The following is a 17103-nucleotide window of genomic DNA, read 5'->3' on the forward strand; positions in this document are numbered from 1 at the left end:
CGGGCCGGGGGCCCACCGGCGTCAGGACCCGGCGGCGGCGTCGGCCTGTTGGGCGCGGAGGGCGCGTTCCACGCCGGCGCGGGACTCCGTCACCATGCGGCGCAGGGCCGGGGACGGCTGGGTCTCGGCGAGCCAGGTGTCCGTGGCGTCCAGGGTGGCCTGGGAGACCTGGAGGGCCGGGTAGAGGCCGACCACGATCTGCTGGGCGATCTCGTGGCTGCGGGAGTCGAAGACGTCCTTGACCGCGTCGAAGTACTTCGCCGTGAACGGGGCCAGCAGGTCGCGCTGGTCGGTCTGGACGAAGCCGCTGATCACCGCCTCCTGAACCGCGTTGGCGAGGTTGCCCTCCTCGACGACCTCCTGCCACGCGCGCGACTTCGCCGCCGCGGTCGGCCGGGCCGCCCGCGCCGAGGCCGCGTGGCGTTCGCCCGCGGCGGTCCTGTCGCGCTCCAGCTCCGCCGCGATCGCGTCGTCGTCCGCGCGGCCGGTGGCGGCCAGGCGGTGCAGCAGCGTCCAGCGCAGCTCGGTGTCGACGTCGAGGCCGTCGATCGTGCGGGACCCGTCGAGGAGACCGGCGAGCAGGTCGAGTTGGTCGTCGGTGCGGGCGGTGGCCGCGAAGGCGCGGGCCCAGGCGAGCTGGTGGTCGCCGCCCGGCTCGGCGGCGTGCAGCCGGGTCTCGGCCTCGGCCGTCCAGCGGGCCAGGCCCGTGGCCCGCCAGTCGGGGGCCGCGTAGAGGTCGAGGGCCAGCTTCACCTGGCGGTGCAGGGACTGCACCACGCCGATGTCGCTTTCCTTGCGGATGCCGGAGAGGACGAGGGCCAGGTAGTCCCGGGTGGCCAGCTCGCCGTCGCGGGTCATGTCCCAGGCCGACGCCCAGCACAGCGCCCGCGGCAGCGTGGTCTCGAAGTCGCCGAGGTGGCGGGTGACCACGTCCAGGGAGGCGGGGTCGAGCCGGACCTTGGCGTAGGTGAGGTCGTCGTCGTTGAGCAGGATGACCGCGGGGCGGGGGCGGCCCGCCAACTGCGGGACGTCGGTGAGCTCGCCGTCGATGTCCAGCTCCAGCCGGTCGGTGCGGACCAGCCGGCCGTCCTTCAGGTCGTACAGCCCGACGGCGATGCGGTGCGGGCGCAGCACCGGCTCGCCCTTGGCGCCCGCGGGCAGCGCGGGAGCCTCCTGGCGGATGGCGAACGACCTGACCACGCCGTCCGGTCCGGTCTCCAGCTCGGGGCGCAGCACGTTGATCCCGGCGGTCTCCAGCCACGCCTTGGACCAGGCCGCGAGATCCCGCCCGCTGGTCTCCTCCAGCGCGCCGAGCAGGTCGCTCAGCCGGGTGTTGCCGAAGGCGTGGCGCTTGAAGTACGCCTGCACGCCGCGGAAGAACTCGTCCTCGCCCACGTAGGCCACGAGCTGCTTGAGCACCGAGGCGCCCTTCGCGTACGTGATGCCGTCGAAGTTGACGAGCACGTCGTCGAGGTCGGTGATCTCGGCCATGATCGGGTGGGTGGACGGCAGTTGGTCCTGGCGGTACGCCCACGTCTTCATCTGGTTCGCGAACGACGTCCACGCGTGCGGCCAGCGCGAGCCGGGCGCCTGGGCGAGGCAGGCGGTGGAGGAGTACGTGGCGAACGACTCGTTCAGCCAGAGGTCGTTCCACCACTCCATGGTCACCAGGTCGCCGAACCACATGTGGGCCAGCTCGTGCAGGATCGTGTCGGCCCGCATCTCGTACGCCGCGTCCGTGACCTTGGAACGGAACACGTACTGGTCGCGGAAGGTGACCGCGCCCGCGTTCTCCATCGCGCCGGCGTTGAACTCCGGGACGAAGAGCTGGTCGTACTTCTCGAACGGGTACGGGTAGTCGAACCGCTGCTGGAACCAGTCGAAGCCCTGCCGGGTGACCTCGAAGATCGCCTCCGCGTCCAGGTACTCCGCGAGCGACGGCCGGCAGTACACGCCCAGCGGCACCGTCCGCCCGTCGCCCTCCCAGGTGCCCTGCACCGACGCGTAGGGCCCGGCGATCAGCGCGGTGATGTACGTCGAGATGCGCGGCGTGGGCGGGAAGCGCCACACCCCGCCCGCCGGCTCCGGCGCCGGGGAGTTGGAGACGACCTGCCATCCCTCCGGCGCGGTCACCGTGAAGGCGAACGTCGCCTTGAGGTCCGGCTGCTCGAAGCTCGCGAACACCCGGCGGGCGTCGGGCACCTCGAACTGCGTGTACAGATACGTCTCGCCGTCCACCGGGTCGACGAAGCGGTGCAGACCTTCACCCGTATTGGTGTACGCGCAGTCGGCGACGACCCGCAGCTCGTTCTCCCCCGCGCGCAGCCCCGGCAGGGCGATCCGGGAGTCGGCGAAGACCTCGGCGGCGTCGAGCGCGGTGCCGTTCAGCACCACCTCGTGCACCTCGGGCGCGACGAGGTCGGCGAAGGTCTCCGCGCCCTCCTCGGCGGCCGAGAACCGCACCGTCGTCACCGACCGGAAGGTGCCCCCCTCCTTGGCGCCGGAGATGTCGAGGTCGATCTCGTACGCGTCCACCTTCAGCAGGCGCGCGCGCTCCCGCGCCTCTTCCCGGGTCAGATTCGTGCCAGGCACCTGGGCTACTCCTTACCCCTACGACTGACCGCAATCCTCGCACGCCGGACCCTCGCGCGGAGCGGCCTGTGGATGACGGCGGCACCCCCGGCCGTACGGCCCGTACCGCCTGTGGACAACTCCGCCCGGCGACCGCCCGCGCGCAGGCCGGACCCGCGGCTATGACCCGCGGCCCGGACCCGCGGGCCGGGCCCTCAGGACCGGCGCTCCGCCGCGACCAGTTCCGCGATCTGCACCGCGTTCAGCGCCGCACCCTTGCGCAGGTTGTCGCCCGAGAGGAACAGCGCGAGCCCGTTCTCCGCCGTCTCGTCGCGCCGGATGCGCCCCACGTACGAGACGTCCCGCCCCGCCGCGCCCAGCGGCGTCGGCACGTCCGCGAGCGCCACGCCCTCCGCGGCGGCCAGCAGCTCCGCGGCCCGAGCGGGGCTCAGCGGCGCGGCGAAGCGGGCGTTGACCTGCAGCGAGTGCCCGGTGAAGACGGGCACGCGGACGCAGGTGCCGGAGACCTTCAGCTCCGGGATCTCCAGGATCTTGCGCGACTCGTGGCGCAGCTTCTGCTCCTCGTCCGTCTCGTCGAGGCCGTCGTCGACGAGGGAGCCGGCCAGCGGCAGCACGTTGTACGCGATCGGGGCCGCGTACTTCGCCGGCTCGGGGAACGCGACAGCGGCGCCGTCCCGGGTCAGCTTCGGCGCCTCCTCGCCGGCGGCGCGGACCTGCTGGAACAGCTCCTCCACGCCCGCGAGGCCGGAGCCGGAGACCGCCTGGTAGGTGGCGACGACCATGGAGACCAGGCCCGCCTCGCGGTGCAGCGGCTTGAGCACGGGCATGGCGGCCATCGTCGTGCAGTTCGGGTTGGCGATGATGCCCTTGGGGCGGTCCGCCACCGCGTGCGGGTTGACCTCGGAGACCACCAGCGGCACCGACGGGTCGCGGCGCCACGCGGAGGAGTTGTCGATCACGACAGGGCCCTGCGCCGCGACCTTCTCGGCGAGCGCCTTGGACGTGGCGCCGCCGGCGGAGAACAGCACGATGTCGAGCCCGGAGTAGTCGGCGGTGCCCGCGTCCTCCACCGTGACCGCACCGCCCGGAGCCTCCCGCCACGGCAGCGTGCGCCCCGCGGACCGGGCCGACGCGAACAGGCGAAGCTGGTCCACCGGGAAGGCGCGCTCGGCGAGGATGTCGCGCATCACTCCGCCGACCTGGCCGGTGGCTCCGACGATTCCGATCTTCATGGCTCTCCGTTCACAGTGCGGGGTGCGCCCCCCATGATGCCGGGCGCCCGGCGGCAGGCTCCAGTCGTTTCCCCTGCCCGGCCGCCCGCCCCGGGCGCGCCCGCGCGGCGAACTGAGACGCACGCCACAGGGGCGGGACGCCGTCGCTCCGGCGTCCCGCCCCCGCGGGTGCTGTCGGTTCGCTCAGGACGTACGCGCGGCACACTCCGCGTACGTACCCGCTCGCGCTACGGCACGACCGTCCCGATCCGCACGCTGCCCGCGCCCGCCGCCGTGCCGCGGGCGTTCTGCAGTCGCACCTCGCCGAAGAACTCGCGGCCCTCGGGACCGGGGGCCGCCACCGTGACCTCGGCGCCGACCTCGGCGCTCGCGCCGCTGTCCAGCTCCACCGGCTCGTCGCCGACGCTCACCTCACCCAGCGCCGGGGAGAAGTACACGTCGCGGTAGTCGTACTCCGTCGTGCCCGCCGGCACGTCGTAGGCGAAGACCTCCACCGTGTACGTGCCGGGCTCCGGGTCGGTCAGGGAGACCGCCTCCTCCGAGTCGGCGTCGGCGGCCTGGCCCACCTGCACGCCGTCGCGGTAGACCGTGAGGTCGAGGTCCGCGTTGGCGTCGGAGGGGGCGCCGATCACGGCGTCGAGCCGGGTGACACCCTCGGCGACCTCGATCGTCGTGGTGTTCGTCGCACCCGCCGCGATGCTCGGGCGCTCCGCAAGACCGGAGCCGAGCGGCCCGCCGGCGAGCTTGCCGGACACCGGCGCGAACCCGTTGGTCACCGTCCACTCCACCGGGCTCGGCGTGCCGACCTTCGCCTCCTCGATCGTCTGCACCTCCGGGTCGAAGGTGGCGCCGAGCACGGACGCCCCGACCGTGAACGGGTTGTCCAGCTCCGGCGAGGTGCGCCGCGACTCGACCTCGATCTCCCACACCCCCGGCATCGGGTTCTCGTAGGAGCGCAGGTCGGGGCGGCAGGTGTTGGCCGGGTTGTCGTAGTTGTTGTAGCAGAACGGCGTGGACGTCTCGTCGGCCGGAATGCCCCACGGGTCGATCGCGATCCAGCGGGTCTGGCTCTTGCCCTTGAGCCCGCTCATCGCCACCTCCAGGGTCTTCGCGCCCTCGGGGACCTTCACGAAGTACGAGCGGTGCGCGTTGCGCTGCACCGCGCCGGAGACCTCGTGCGCGTACGCCGGCTCCGCCAGCTCCTGCGAGGTGACGACCGTCGTCAGCACCCGGTGGTCGACGCCCTCGGTGCGCTTGCCGTCGACCAGCAGCGCGGCGCTGTGCAGCCCCGCGGAGCGCGGCTCGGCCTGCACCCGCACGGTCAGCGGCTTGCCCCGGCGCAGCGTGACGTCGTCGTCCCCGAGCAGCGTGAACGTGCCGTCGTTGCCCTGCCAGTCCAGCTCGTGCGGCGTGCCGCCGGCCGGTCCCGAGGTGCGGGTGAGGGTGATCTCGTACGTCTCGGACCCGCCGCGCGCCGGGCCGCTCTCGCGGTCGTAGACGCCGGTGCCCACGCCGGGGGTGGCGAGGAAGCCGGCGAGCGCGGTGTCGACGGGCGCCTGCACCTCGTACTCGTACGAGGTGGCGCCGTCCTCCAGGGAGTCCCAGGCGTCGACGACGTCGACCCGGCCGGCGCCCTCCGCGTAGGTCTGCACGCCGGGGATGTGGTCGGCGGTGGAGGTCAGCGCGGTGCGCAGGGCGTTCGGGGTGACGTCGACGCCCTCCCGCTCGGCGGCCGACAGCAGCAGCGCCGCGGCGCCGGCGGTCTGCGGCGAGGACATCGAGGTGCCCTGCAGCATGCCGTAGCCGGGCGGCAGTTCGTAGCCGGCCTCGGCGACGGGCTCGCCGGGCTGCCAGGTCGGGATGGTGTTGACCGACGCGCCGGGGGCGGTGATCGTCGGGGTGGCGCCGCCGTCCTCGCGCGGACCGCGGGAGGAGAACGGCATCATCGCGTACTTCTTCTGCACGACGCTGCCGTAGTTGGCGGCCCAGGTCTCGCGGGAGACGGCCGCGCCGACGCTGATGACCTTGTCGGCCAGGCCGGGGTCGCCGATGGTGTTGGCGCCGGGGCCGTCGTTGCCCGCGGAGATGACGAGCTGCACGCCGTAGGTGTCGATGAGCCGGTTGTACAGCTCGGCGCGGGCGTTGTTGCCGTCGTTGAGCGGCGGCAGGCCGCCGATCGACATGTTGACGATGTCGACGTTCCGGTTCGCCACCAGGTCGATCATGCCCTCGGTGAGCGCGACCGCGGTGCAGCCGCCGCTCCAGGTGCAGGCGCGGGAGGAGACGAGCTTCGCGCCGGGCGCGGCGCCGTCCATCCGGCCGCCGAAGAGGCCGTTGGCGGCGGTGATGCCGGCGACGTGGGTGCCGTGCGCGCCCTCGACGACGCCGATGTTGACGAAGTCCTCCTTCTTGCCGATCCAGTCCCCGCCGTAGGGATCCATCGGCACGTCCCTGCGGATCTCCACGACGAACGGGATGGCCTCGGCGATCGCCGTGTCCGGGTCGTCGGTGCCGAAGGAGGCGAACTTGTGGTCCTCGCCGTACGGGGCCATCGGCTTGTCGTTCCGGAAGTCGGCGTCGTCGCCGAGGTCGACGCGGACGGTGCCGGCCTGCGCGTCGTACAGCAGCGCCCACGTGTCGGTGGTGTCGCCGTCGCGGTTCAGGTCGCCCTGCATCTCGCCGCCCAGCGTGGCGTTCTCGCTGAAGAGGCTGACGGAGTAGTCGCCGCGCGGGGCGGTGTACTCGCGGTCGTCGAACGTGAAGGAGGGGCCGGAGACGTCGGTGACCATCGGCCGCCAGGTGCGGTCGCCGTCCACGATCGGGTCGGTGGCCGTCACCCAGTCGGTGATCTTGCGCTCGCCGGTGGTGGTCTTGCGCAGCGCCGGGTGGGCGAGGTCGACGCCGGAGTCGAGGATGCCGATGGTGATGCCGCGGCCGTCGGCCTTCGGGTGCTTCTCGACGAAGTCGACGGCGCCGGTCTCGTGGGCCGGCTGGTACGGGTTCTCGGCCGGCGTGGAGCGGTCGGGGGCGGGGTACGCGCCGCCGCCCGTGCTCCCCTTGTCGCCCTTGGCCCGGTCGGCGCCCGGCCGCGGGTCCGGCAGCTCGATCTCCTCGTTCAGATCGATGCCGTGGACGGCGGACATCTTCGCGGCCCTGTCGATGGCGGCGTCGGCGCGGCCCGTGGGCACGGTGGCGCGGACGTAGCCGAGCTTGTCGTGCGTACGGCCGACGGAGGCGCCGCGTACGCCGCGGAAGGTGCCGGCGACCTCGGCCGCCTCGCCCGGCTCGACGGCGACCAGCAGCGTGACGTGCTTGTCGCCGTCCGCCTTCGCCTCGGCGAGCAGTTCGGCGTCCTTCGCGCCGAGTTTGTCCGCCGCCGCCTTGGGCCGGTCGGGCTCCGGTGCGCCCTCCGCGGCCTGGCCGGCCGCCGAGCCGGTCGCGGTGAGCGCGGCGGCCAGTCCGGCCGCGAGGGCTATTCGGGCGGCGGCACGCGGCCGTCCGCCCCCCGGTATGCGCCCGGGTGTGCGTCTGCGAGAGATCGTCATCTCTTGTTCAACCCCCACCTGTGTGGAAACCGGCATCCGGTGCCGGCTGTCCGCATATCTATCAGCAAGGCACGTGCGCGCGGGGGGAGTTGAGAGTGGCGGATTGCGGCGTTGGCGCATAGCCGCCAACGGGTCGCGGGCGGCGTGTTCCCGCCGCGGTGAACCCACGGTGACCGTGGCCACTCGAACGGGCGAGGATCGCGTGTCCATTGCGCGGTGTTTTCGGCCGGTGGAGGTATTTGTGGGCTTCCCGGCCGCCGTCGTTCCGGTTGCGTTAAGTAGCAGGTCACCCGGCGTGCCAAGGCTCCGAGTGTACGGGTGACCCACCCGCGTCGAAGCCTCCCGCTCATCCCCCCTCAGGAGCGCCGATGCACCGCGAAAGCACGTCCACCAGGCCCCCGGGCCCCGGCCGGCGCGCCGTCCTCCTGGGCGCCGCCGGGGCCGCGGGTGCGGCCGCCGGTCTCGGGCTGGCCCTCGGGCCGGGCCAGCCGCAGGCGACCGCGCGGTCCGCCGGGCCGCCTGCCCTGGCCTCGCGGGCCGGCGCTCAGGGGCTCGTGCCCGGCGGACGGCCCGCGCCGTCGTCGGCGGGCACCACGATCCGTACCACCGCGGCGGCCGTGGGTCACGGCGGCTACCGGCACCTGACGGAGGGCGCCGGCTGGCCCCGGGTCGTACGCGCGGAACTGGGCGCCGCGGGCCCGCGCCGCGAGGACAAGCGCACCCCGCTCGCCGCCTTCGTCCAGCTCACCGACCTGCACATCGTGGACGTGCAGACGCCGCTGCGCTCCGAGTACTTCCGCGAGCGCGAGGGCGACGGCTGGCGCCCCCAGGAGGCGCTGAGCGTGCCGGGCGCGGTCGCGCTGATCGAGCGCGTCAACTCGCTGACCGTCGGGCCCGCCACCGGGCGCGCCCTCGGCTGCGCCGTCACCACCGGCGACAACACCGACAACAACAACGGGCTGGAGCTGGAGTGGTTCCTCACCGCGATGAGCGGCGGGCGGATCGTCCCCAACAGCGGTGACCCGAGGTCGTACGAGGGCGTGCAGAACAGCGGCGTCGACCGCTACTGGCACCCGGAGAGCCGGCTGCGCGACGCCGACAAGGCGCTGGGCTTCCCGCGCGTGGACGGCTTTCTGGAGGCCGCGATCCAGGAGGTGGAGAGCCCGGGGCTGCACCTGCCCTGGTACTCCACCGTCGGCAACCACGACCTGCTCCCCGGCGGCTGCTACGCGGCGCGCCAGCCGTTCTTCGCGGAGTACGCGGTCGGCGACCGGAAGCTGATGACGCTGCCGGAGTCGATCGCCGGGCCGCTCTTCGACGCCCTGCGCGCGCACACCGACCCGCGGGGCGAGGCGTTCGCCGACATGCTGCGCACGCAGCGGCACCTGATGCGCACGGTCACGCCGGACGAGCGGCGGCTGCCGTTCACGTCGCACGAGTACGTGGCCGCGCACCTCCAGGAGCGCTTCGCCGGGGCGGGCCCCGTGGGCCACGGCTACACGGAGGACAACCGCGTCTCCGGCGACCTGTACTACGACTTCGTGCTGAGCGAGACGGGCCCGGGCGTCGTCGGCATCAGCCTGGACACCACCGACCAGGGCGGCGACTACCGCGGCTCGGTGGGCACGTCCCAGTTGCGCTGGCTGGAGCGGAAGCTGGCGGAGCACAAGGACTCCTACGTCATCGTCTTCAGCCACCACACCAGCAAGTCGATAGACAACACGACGCCGGACCCGTTCCGGCCGGACGACGAGCGGCACACGGGCGCGGAGCTGCTGGAGCTGCTGCTGGCCCACCGCAACGTGGTCGCCTGGGTGAACGGGCACAGCCACCGCAACGAGATCACCCCGCACGGCGACGCCTCCGGCGGGCTGTGGGAGATCACCACGGCCTCGCACGTGGACTTCCCGCAACTGGCCCGCGTGGTGGAGCTGGCGGACAACGGCGACGGGACGCTCTCGCTGTTCACGACGCTGATCGAGTCCGCGGCCCCGTACCGCGTGCCCGGCTCGGAACTCGACCAGACGGGCCTGGCGTCCCTCTACCGCGAACTGGCCCTCAACGCCCCCCACTCCCCGCGCCGCCGCGCGCTGTCGGGCCTGGAGACGGACCGCAACACCGAGCTGCTGCGCACCCGTTGACCCCGGGGGCCGGGCCCGCCCCCGGCCGCCGGCGCGAGTGCGCCGTGCGGGCGGGGGCGCGGCGCCGGAGCGCCGGTCCCCGGCGCGGCTACGCGGGGGCGGGGGTGTCGAGCAACTGCGTCTCCCAGGCGTACGCGACCCCGGTGCCGCCGCCGTGCAGGGCGTTGACCTCCACGAGCGCCGGGACGGTCGCCTCGCGGGCCCAGTCACGCTGCAACTCACCCTGGACGGCAAGCCAGGTGATCGGCACCACGCCCGCCTGGACCATGCGCCTCACCGCCATGTCGTGCGCCTCCGGCGAGACGCCGCCGGAGGCGTCGGTCACGACGTAGACGGCGTAGCCGTCGTCCAGGGCATGAAGCGCCGGCATGGCCACGCAGATCTCCGTCCAGAGACCGGCCATGATCAGCTTCTTGCGCCCGGTCGCCTTCACGGCGTCCACGACGCGCCGGTCCTCCCAGGTGTTGATGAGCGTCCGGTTGATCGGCTGCTGGTCGGGGAAGACGTCCTGCACCCCCTGGATCAGGTGGCCGCCGCGCCCCTCGACGACGGTGGTCAGGATCGTGGGGATGCCGAAGGCCCGGGCGGTCTTCGCGAGCCCCACGGTGTTGTTGACGACCATCGCCGGTTCGTGGCTGTTGAGGTTGGCGAACTGGAACGGCTGGTGGTCGATCAGCAGCAGGACGCTCTCCTCCGGCGTCAGCAGGGCGTCGAGTCCGGTCTTCTTGGCGCTCATGGCGTCTCTCCTTCTCTCTGTCGGACGGGTCGAGTGTCAGGTCCCCCCGGGGCTCGGCGGATCGGCCGGTCAATCGGTCGCCCCGGGGCCGGCGGACCGGGCTATAGACTCCGAACGGCCGCACTCTCGCGGCCTGGCGCGACCTTCCGGGGTGGGACATGGACCTGTGGGGCCGGCGCGCCGAGACCGCGGCCCTCGACCGGCTGCTGGACCGGGCCGCGGACGGCGCGGGCTCCGGGCTCGTGGTGTGGGGTGAGCCGGGCATCGGCAAGACCGCCCTGCTCGACTACGCGGCGCAGGCGGCGTCCGGCGCCACCGTGCTGCGGTGCCGGGGCACCCGGACAGAGGCGGGGCTCGCGTTCGCCGCGCTGCACGAGCTGCTCTGGCCGGTGGCCGACCGGCTGCGGACGCTGCCCCCGGCGCAGGCCGCGGCGCTGCGCGGGGCGCTGGGGATGAGCCGGGATCCGGCGAACCGGTTCCTCATCGGCGCGGCCGTGCTGTCGCTGCTCACCGGCCTGGCCCGGGAGCGGCCGGTGCTCGTCGTGGTGGACGACGCCCAGTGGGTCGACGAGGCGACCGCGCACTGTCTGGGCTTCGTCGCCAGGCGCGTGCGGACCGACCCGGTCGCGGTGCTCCTGACCGGACACGAGGATCCCGCCTCGGGTCCGTGGGAGGGCCTGCCGTCGATGGAGGTCGTGGGCCTGGCCGACGACGACGCGCGCCGGCTGGTCCACGCCGTCGTGCCGGACGCCGGCGAAGCGCTGGTCGAGCAGACGGTCCGGGCGGCGGGCGGCAACCCGCTCGCCCTGCACGAACTGCCCACCCTCGACCGCGAGACCGACGGCGCCGCGCCCCTCCCGCCGTCCGCGGAACCGGTGCGGGTCGGGCCGCGGCTGCGGCGGGCGTTCTGCGCGCGTACGGAGTCCCTGAAGCCGCCGGCGCGGGCGCTGCTGCTGCTGGCCGCCGCCGAGGACCGGGGGGACCGCCGCGTCGTGCACCGTGCCGGGGCCGGCTGGGGCGTTGACGTGTCCGCCTGGGACGAGGCACTCGGCTCCGGTCTGCTCCATGTCTCGGGCGAGCGCGTCGAGTTCCGCCATCCGCTGATCCCGGCGGCCGTCTACGACGGCGCCCCCTTCTCGGAGCGGCAGGCCGCGCACCGGGCGCTGGCCGCGGCCCTGCCGGCGGAGGCCACCGCGGAACGGGCCTGGCACCTGGCGGCGGCGGCCGACGGGCCCGACGAGGACGTCGCCGCGCTGCTGGAGCAGGCCGCCGAGGAGTGCCTGCGGCGCAGCGCGGGTCCGATGGCGGCCCGTACGCTGCGCCGGGCGGCGGAGCTCTCGCCGGCGCCGGCCGCCGCCGCGCACCGGCTGGCCGCCGCCGCCCGCGCCGCGTGGGACGCGGGACGCGCCGAGACGGCGCGGGAGCTGCTCCAGGAGGCCGAGCGGCTGTGCGGCGAGCGTACGGTCGCGCGGCTGAGCGGCGGTCTGCGCGGCATCCTGGAGTTCGCCTACGGGATACCCGAACGCGCCCACCACTACCTGGCCTCCGACATGGCCGTGGTCACCGGGCCCCGCCGCGCGGTGGAGCTGGGCACGCTGGCGGTGCGCGCCGCGTGGTCGGCCGGCCGGCCCGACCTCCAGCGGGAGGCGCTGCGGCAGGTACGGGCCGTGCCCGCGGACGGCGATCCCGCCCTGGCGGAGCTGCTGCCCGTGCTGCGGAACTGGTGGTCCTGCTACGACGAGACCGGTGCGGCCACCCCGGCCACCCAGGCCCTGGCCACCGGCACGGTCGGCCGGCTCGGTACGGCCGCGTGGGAGCTGCTCCCGCCCGTGCCGCTGGTCCAGGCGTGGGGCGTCGAGGGCGGGCTGCTCGACGTGCTGCGCGTGCAGGCCGCACAGTTGCGGCGCCGGCACGAACTCACCGCGCTCGCGCTGGTGCTGTCCCAGACCGCGGTCCTCGACGTCGCCGCGGGCCGGTGGGACGCCGCCGGGACCGCGGCGGCCGAGGGGCTGCGGCTGGCCGAGGAGGTCGGCGCGGCTCACGTGGCCACCCAGTGCCGCACGACGCTGGGAGCGCTGGCCGCCCCCCGGGGCGACGGCCGCGCCGTCGACGAGCACGCCGCCCGGATCCTGGAGGTCTCCGTGCCGCGCGGGGTGCGGGTGCTCACCGCGGCGGCGTACTGGCACCGCGGCCGGGCGGCGCTGTTCGCCGGCCGCCCGCAGGAGGCGCTGCTCGACCTGCGGTGTCTCGCCGAGCCCGGCCACGAGGCCGCACACCCCACCTCCGCGCTGTTCGCCGCGGCGGACATCGTCGAGGCGGCGGTGCAGGTCGGCGCCGCCGACACGGTCGGGCCCCAGGTCGCCGGGGTGGAGGAGTGGGCGCGGCGTACCGGCGCGGCCTGGGCCCGTACGACGGGCCACCGGCTGCGGGCCCTCGTCCAGAGTGGGCCGGCGGCCGAGTCCTCGTTCCGGGCCGCCCTGGACAGCCCGGGGGCGGCGGGGCGTCCGTTCGAGTACGCCCGCACCCGGCTGCTGTACGGGGAGTGGCTGCGGCGGGCGCGCCGCCGGGCGGACGCCCGGCACGAACTGGGCGGAGCGGCCGAGGTCTTCGGCCGCCTGGGCGCGGAACCGCTGCGGGCGCGGGCGCTGCGCGAGCGGGCGCTGACCGAACGGCCGGCCGCCTCCCGCGAGGCCGACCCGCCGGCCGCGGCCGGGCTGACCGCGCAGGAACTGCGGGTCGCGCGGCTGGCCGCCGACGGCCTGACCAACCGGGAGATCGGGGCGCGGCTGCTGATCAGCCCGCGCACGGTGGGCCACCACCTGGCCAGCGTCTACCCCAAGCTCGGCATCACCTCCCGCACCGAACTGGCCCGGATCGACTTCGCGGCGGGCCTGCGGCTGCGGCCGGCCGGTGAGTGACCGGCCGTGCGCCGCTGACCGGCCGCGCACCCGTACGGGCCCGGCGTCCCGCGGCGGTCGGGCGGCTCACCTCGGCAGGACCACCACGTGCACGGCCTGCTCGCGTTCCGCCGCGGCCAGCATCGCGGCGCGCACCGTCTCCGCCTGCTGCTCCAGCGACTCGCGCAGCCCCCGCGGGGTGAGGTGGACGACCGTGATGCCCAGGCGCTCCAGGGTCTCCCGCTTCTGCGCGAACGGCGACCACGGCCCCTCCTCGTCGTAGGGGGCGCGGCGCGGGGCGCGGGCGTCGATCTCCACGGCGACCGCGTGGTCCGGCCAGTAGGCGTCGACGCCGCCGAGGTGCGGGCCGCCGGGCAGGCGGAGGTCGACGTGCCAGAGGGGGTCGGGCAGGGCGTGGGTGTGGACCATGGCGTACAGGCGGCCCTCGGCCAGCGCGCGGCCCTCGGCGATCAGGGTGTCGACCGCGTCGATCACGTGCGGGCGGCCCAGCAGCCGGGCCCGGCTCAGCTCGCGTACCACCGCCGCCGCCTCGCAGTGGCCGCCGCGGACCGCCTCTGTCAGCAGCCGGTGCACGTCGGCGGCGTCGGTGAGGAGCGCGACCGTGTCGGCCAGGGCGCGGGGGACCGGGGCCACCGGCAGGCCCGTGACGTGGTCGGGGCGGGGCAGCGCGTGGGCGCGTACGAGGCGGACGAGGCCGGTGGAGCGCAGCCGGCGGGTGCGGGGGAGCAGGACGTCGATCCGGTCGAGGGCGAGCAGCGGCGGCGCGGCGGCGAAGCCGTGCAGTGCGAGCGCCGCGAGCCCGGTGATCATCGCGTCGCCGTACGGGGCCGGGGCGGCGCCCTGCGCCGGGGCGGAGGCGGTGGTGCCGCGGGTCTGGCCGGGGACGGTGGCGCGGCCCGGCGCCCGGCCGGCGTAGAGCAGGGCCGCGTGCAGCCGCTCCGCCGGCGTCGGTGGCCCGGCGTGCAGGAGGTAGACGCCGGGCAGGAGTTGCTGCCACGGGCCGCCGGGGCGGCAGCGCTGCGCGGTGTCGGCCGGGGCGATGCCGTGCTCGCGCAGTTGCCGGGCGGTCATGACCTGGCCGCGGGCGCCGGCGGCGTCGTGGAGCGGGCGCGGGCTGAGCGGTGCGGGGAAGGGCGGGTTCGCGTTCATGGCCGCTGGATTCCCGGCCGCCCGCCCTCCCCTAACCGCTGTTACAGGGCCGTCGAAGAATGCGGACAAGCCGGGGCTAATGGGCACACGTTCGACGGTCGGGCAGGTGAGCGCTCACCCGGTACGGGCCACGCCCCCGCGGGGGTCAGCCCTGCCCGTCGCGCGCCTGCGCGCGCAGCGCGCGCGCCAGGTCGTCGCGCGCCTCCCGCACCAGCCGCCGCAGCGCCGGCGGCGCCGAGCCCTCGGTGTCGCGCAGCCACGTGTCCGTCGCCTCCAGCGTCCCCTCGTGCGCCTGCAGCGCCGGGTAGAGGCCCCGTACGACCGCCATGGCGCTCTCGATCGTCCGCTCCCGCCAGATCCGCTCGATCGCCTCGAAGTACCGCGGCGCGTACGGCGCGAGGAGGTCCCGCTGCCCGGGCCGGGTGAAGCCGGAGATCGTCGCCTCGACGATCGCGTTGGACAGCTCGTCGGAGTCGACGACCGCCTTCCAGGCCGCCTCCTTGACCCGCGCGTCCGGCCGGGCGGCCAGGCAGCGGACCTGGTGGCGCCTGCCGGAGGCGGTGTCGTCGCGGGCCAGTTCCGCGTCGATGGCGGCCGTGTCGGCGGCGCCGTGCGCGGCCAGCGGGAGCAGCACCTCCCAGCGCAGCTCCTGGTCGACGTCGAGACCGTCGATCTTCGCCTGCCCGTCGAGGAGGCCGCGCAGCAGTTGCAGGTCCTGCTCGGTGGAGGCGACGGAGGCGAAGAAACGGGCCCAGGCCAACTGGTGGTCGCTGCCGGGCGGCGCCAGCCGCAGCTCGCCCAGCGCGCCCTCGGCGAGGGTCTGTTCGGCCTCGGCGCGGTGCCCGGGGGCGGCGTAGTGGTCGACGGTGTAGTGGGCCTGCTGGTGGAGGCCCTGGAGTACGCCGATGTCGGTCTCGCGGCCGGCGAAGCGCAGCACGAGGCCCAGGTAGTCGCGGGCGGGCATCAGACCGTCGCGGGTGAGGTCCCAGGCGGCGGCCCACAGCAGGGCACGGGCGAGGGGGTCGGTGACCTCGCCGAGGCGTTCGCGCACGGTGTCGAGCGAGTCCTCGTCGAAGCGGGCCTTGCAGAAGGTCAGGTCGTCGTCGTTGACGAGGATCAGCTCCGGGCGCGGCTGCCCGGCCAGCTCGGCGACGACCGCGTGCCCGTCGGTGACGTCGACCTCGGCGCGCGCGTAGCGCACCAGCTCCCCGGACGCGCCCGGCTGCGCGTACAGCCCGACGGCCACCCGGTGCGGCCGCGGCGGCGCCCCGGCCGCGGCGGGGCCCGGGCCGGTCGCGGGGCCCTCGCGCAGGACCGCCAGCTCGGTGATCCGGTCGCCCGCGTCGTACGTCGCCTGCGGCGTGAGGGTGTCGACGCCGGCGGTCTGCAGCCACGACCGGGCCCACGCCGACATGTCCCGGCCCGAGGTCTCCGCCAGCGCCGCCAGCAGGTCGGCGAGGCGGGTGTTGCGGAAGGCGTGCCGCTTGAAGTAGCGGCGGGCGCCCTCCATGAAGGCGTCCCTGCCGACGTACGCGACGAGCTGCTTGAGCACCGCGGCGCCCTTGGCGTACGTGATGCCGTCGAAGTTGAGCTTGGCGGCCTCCAGGTCCGGGATGTCGGCCGTGATCGGGTGCGTCGTCGGCAGTTGGTCGGCCCGGTACGCCCACGCCTTGCGGCGGTTGGCGAAGGTGATCCAGCTCCCCGTGAACCGGGTGGCCTCCGCGAGCGCCAGCGCGCCCATGTAGTCGGCGAACGACTCCTTGAGCCACAGGTCGTCCCACCACTCCATGGTCACCAGGTCGCCGAACCACATGTGCGCCATCTCGTGCAGCACGACGTTCGCCCGGCGCTCGTACGCCGCGTCGGTGACCTTGCCGCGGAAGACGAACTCCTCGCGGAAGGTGACGAGACCGGGGTTCTCCATGGCGCCGATGTTGTACTCCGGCACGAACGCCTGGTCGTACTTGCCCCAGGGGTACGGGTAGTCGAAGTGGTCGTGGAAGAAGTCCAGGCCCTGCTTGGTGACGGTGAAGACGTCGTCGGCGTCGAAGTGCCGGGCGAGCGACCTGCGGCACAGCGCGCCGAGCGGCACCACCAGCTCCCGCCCGTCGTCGAGGGTGCGCGTGTAGCGGTCCTCCAGGTGGGCGTACGGGCCGGCGACGACGGCCGTGATGTACGTGGAGATCGGCTTCGTCGGCTCGAACCGCCAGGTCGCGAAGGTGTCCTGGTGCCGCTCGGGGCGGCCGGCCGGCGCCGCGCCGGAGAGCACCGTCCAGTGCGCGGGGGCGGTGACGGTGAAGGTGAACGGGGCCTTGAGGTCCGGCTGTTCGAAGGTGGCGAACACGCGGCGGGCGTCGGCCGGCTCGTACTGCGTGTAGAGGTAGACCTCGCCGTCCTCGGGGTCGACGAAGCGGTGCATGCCCTCGCCGGTGCGGCTGAACGCGCAACGCGCGTCGACCACGACCTCGTTCTCCGCCGCCAGGTCCTCCAGCGCGATCCGGGAGCCGTCGAAGACCGCCCCGGGGTCGAGGTCCCGGCCGTTGAGGGACACCGCGGTCACGTCGGGGGCGACGAGGTCGAGGAAGGTCGCCGCGCCGGGCTGGGCGCAGCGGAACCGCACGGTGGTCACCGACCGGAAGGGTCCGGGGTCGGGGGCCACCGCCGTGCGCAGGTCGAGCTCGACCTCGTACGCCTCGACCTCCAGCAGCCGCGCGCGCTCCCGGGCCTCCTCGCGGGTCAGGTTCTCACCGGGCACGGGGGGACTCCTTCGTCTCGCAGGTCCGACAGCGA

Annotated in this window: 8 protein-coding genes; 2 read left to right on the forward strand and 6 right to left on the reverse strand. The window is 74.6% G+C overall.

All coding sequences use genetic code 11. The features are described from left to right. Positions 1 to 21 precede the first annotated feature (21 nt). From pepN (O7599_RS27600) to O7599_RS27610, 3 genes are all read right to left on the reverse strand, one after another. The gene (gene pepN / locus O7599_RS27600) at positions 22 to 2592 is read right to left on the reverse strand and encodes an aminopeptidase N (protein WP_281618308.1); all 2571 of its coding nucleotides are present in this window, start codon (positions 2590 to 2592) and stop codon (positions 22 to 24) included. Between the two features lie 194 nt (positions 2593 to 2786). After that, on the reverse strand, positions 2787 to 3824 hold the full coding sequence (locus tag O7599_RS27605) for an aspartate-semialdehyde dehydrogenase (protein ID WP_281618309.1): 1038 nt from the start codon (positions 3822 to 3824) through the stop codon (positions 2787 to 2789). Positions 3825 to 4051: 227 nt separating this feature from the next. Next, entirely contained in the window at positions 4052 to 7369 is a 3318-nt protein-coding gene (locus O7599_RS27610) for a S8 family serine peptidase (RefSeq protein ID WP_281618310.1), read from the reverse strand. Between the two features lie 368 nt (positions 7370 to 7737). Between O7599_RS27610 and O7599_RS27615 the strand changes: the two genes are divergently transcribed. After that, complete coding sequence (locus tag O7599_RS27615) at positions 7738 to 9510, forward strand: TIGR03767 family metallophosphoesterase (RefSeq protein ID WP_281618311.1); 1773 nt, start codon at positions 7738 to 7740, stop codon at positions 9508 to 9510. A gap of 88 nt (positions 9511 to 9598) precedes the next feature. Here O7599_RS27615 and O7599_RS27620 read toward each other — a convergent pair whose 3' ends face one another. After that, on the reverse strand, positions 9599 to 10246 hold the full coding sequence (locus O7599_RS27620) for a hydrolase (RefSeq protein ID WP_281618312.1): 648 nt from the start codon (positions 10244 to 10246) through the stop codon (positions 9599 to 9601). Positions 10247 to 10404: 158 nt separating this feature from the next. Between O7599_RS27620 and O7599_RS27625 the strand changes: the two genes are divergently transcribed. Next, positions 10405 to 13164 carry a LuxR family transcriptional regulator gene (locus O7599_RS27625; RefSeq protein ID WP_281618313.1) on the forward strand — a complete coding sequence of 920 codons (2760 nt, stop codon included), beginning with the start codon at positions 10405 to 10407 and terminating at the stop codon, positions 13162 to 13164. A gap of 66 nt (positions 13165 to 13230) precedes the next feature. Here O7599_RS27625 and O7599_RS27630 read toward each other — a convergent pair whose 3' ends face one another. Further along, positions 13231 to 14313 carry a hypothetical protein gene (locus tag O7599_RS27630; protein WP_281618314.1) on the reverse strand — a complete coding sequence of 361 codons (1083 nt, stop codon included), beginning with the start codon at positions 14311 to 14313 and terminating at the stop codon, positions 13231 to 13233. Positions 14314 to 14458: 145 nt separating this feature from the next. After that, positions 14459 to 17068 (reverse strand): aminopeptidase N, encoded by a 2610-nt coding sequence (pepN, locus tag O7599_RS27635; protein WP_281618315.1) that lies wholly within the window; start codon positions 17066 to 17068, stop codon positions 14459 to 14461. Positions 17069 to 17103 lie beyond the last annotated feature (35 nt).

The sequence above is a fragment of the Streptomyces sp. WMMC500 genome (assembly GCF_027497195.1).
Taxonomy (GTDB): Bacteria; Actinomycetota; Actinomycetes; order Streptomycetales; family Streptomycetaceae; genus Streptomyces.

Coding starts and splice junctions, on each gene's coding strand:
- O7599_RS27605 (WP_281618309.1), bottom strand. CDS start 3,824: ATGAAGATCGGAATCGTCGGAGCCACCGGCCAGGTCGGCGGAGTGATG.
- O7599_RS27610 (WP_281618310.1), bottom strand. CDS start 7,369: ATGACGATCTCTCGCAGACGCACACCCGGGCGCATACCGGGGGGCGGA.
- O7599_RS27615 (WP_281618311.1), top strand. CDS start 7,738: ATGCACCGCGAAAGCACGTCCACCAGGCCCCCGGGCCCCGGCCGGCGC.
- O7599_RS27620 (WP_281618312.1), bottom strand. CDS start 10,246: ATGAGCGCCAAGAAGACCGGACTCGACGCCCTGCTGACGCCGGAGGAG.
- O7599_RS27625 (WP_281618313.1), top strand. CDS start 10,405: ATGGACCTGTGGGGCCGGCGCGCCGAGACCGCGGCCCTCGACCGGCTG.
- O7599_RS27630 (WP_281618314.1), bottom strand. CDS start 14,313: ATGAACGCGAACCCGCCCTTCCCCGCACCGCTCAGCCCGCGCCCGCTC.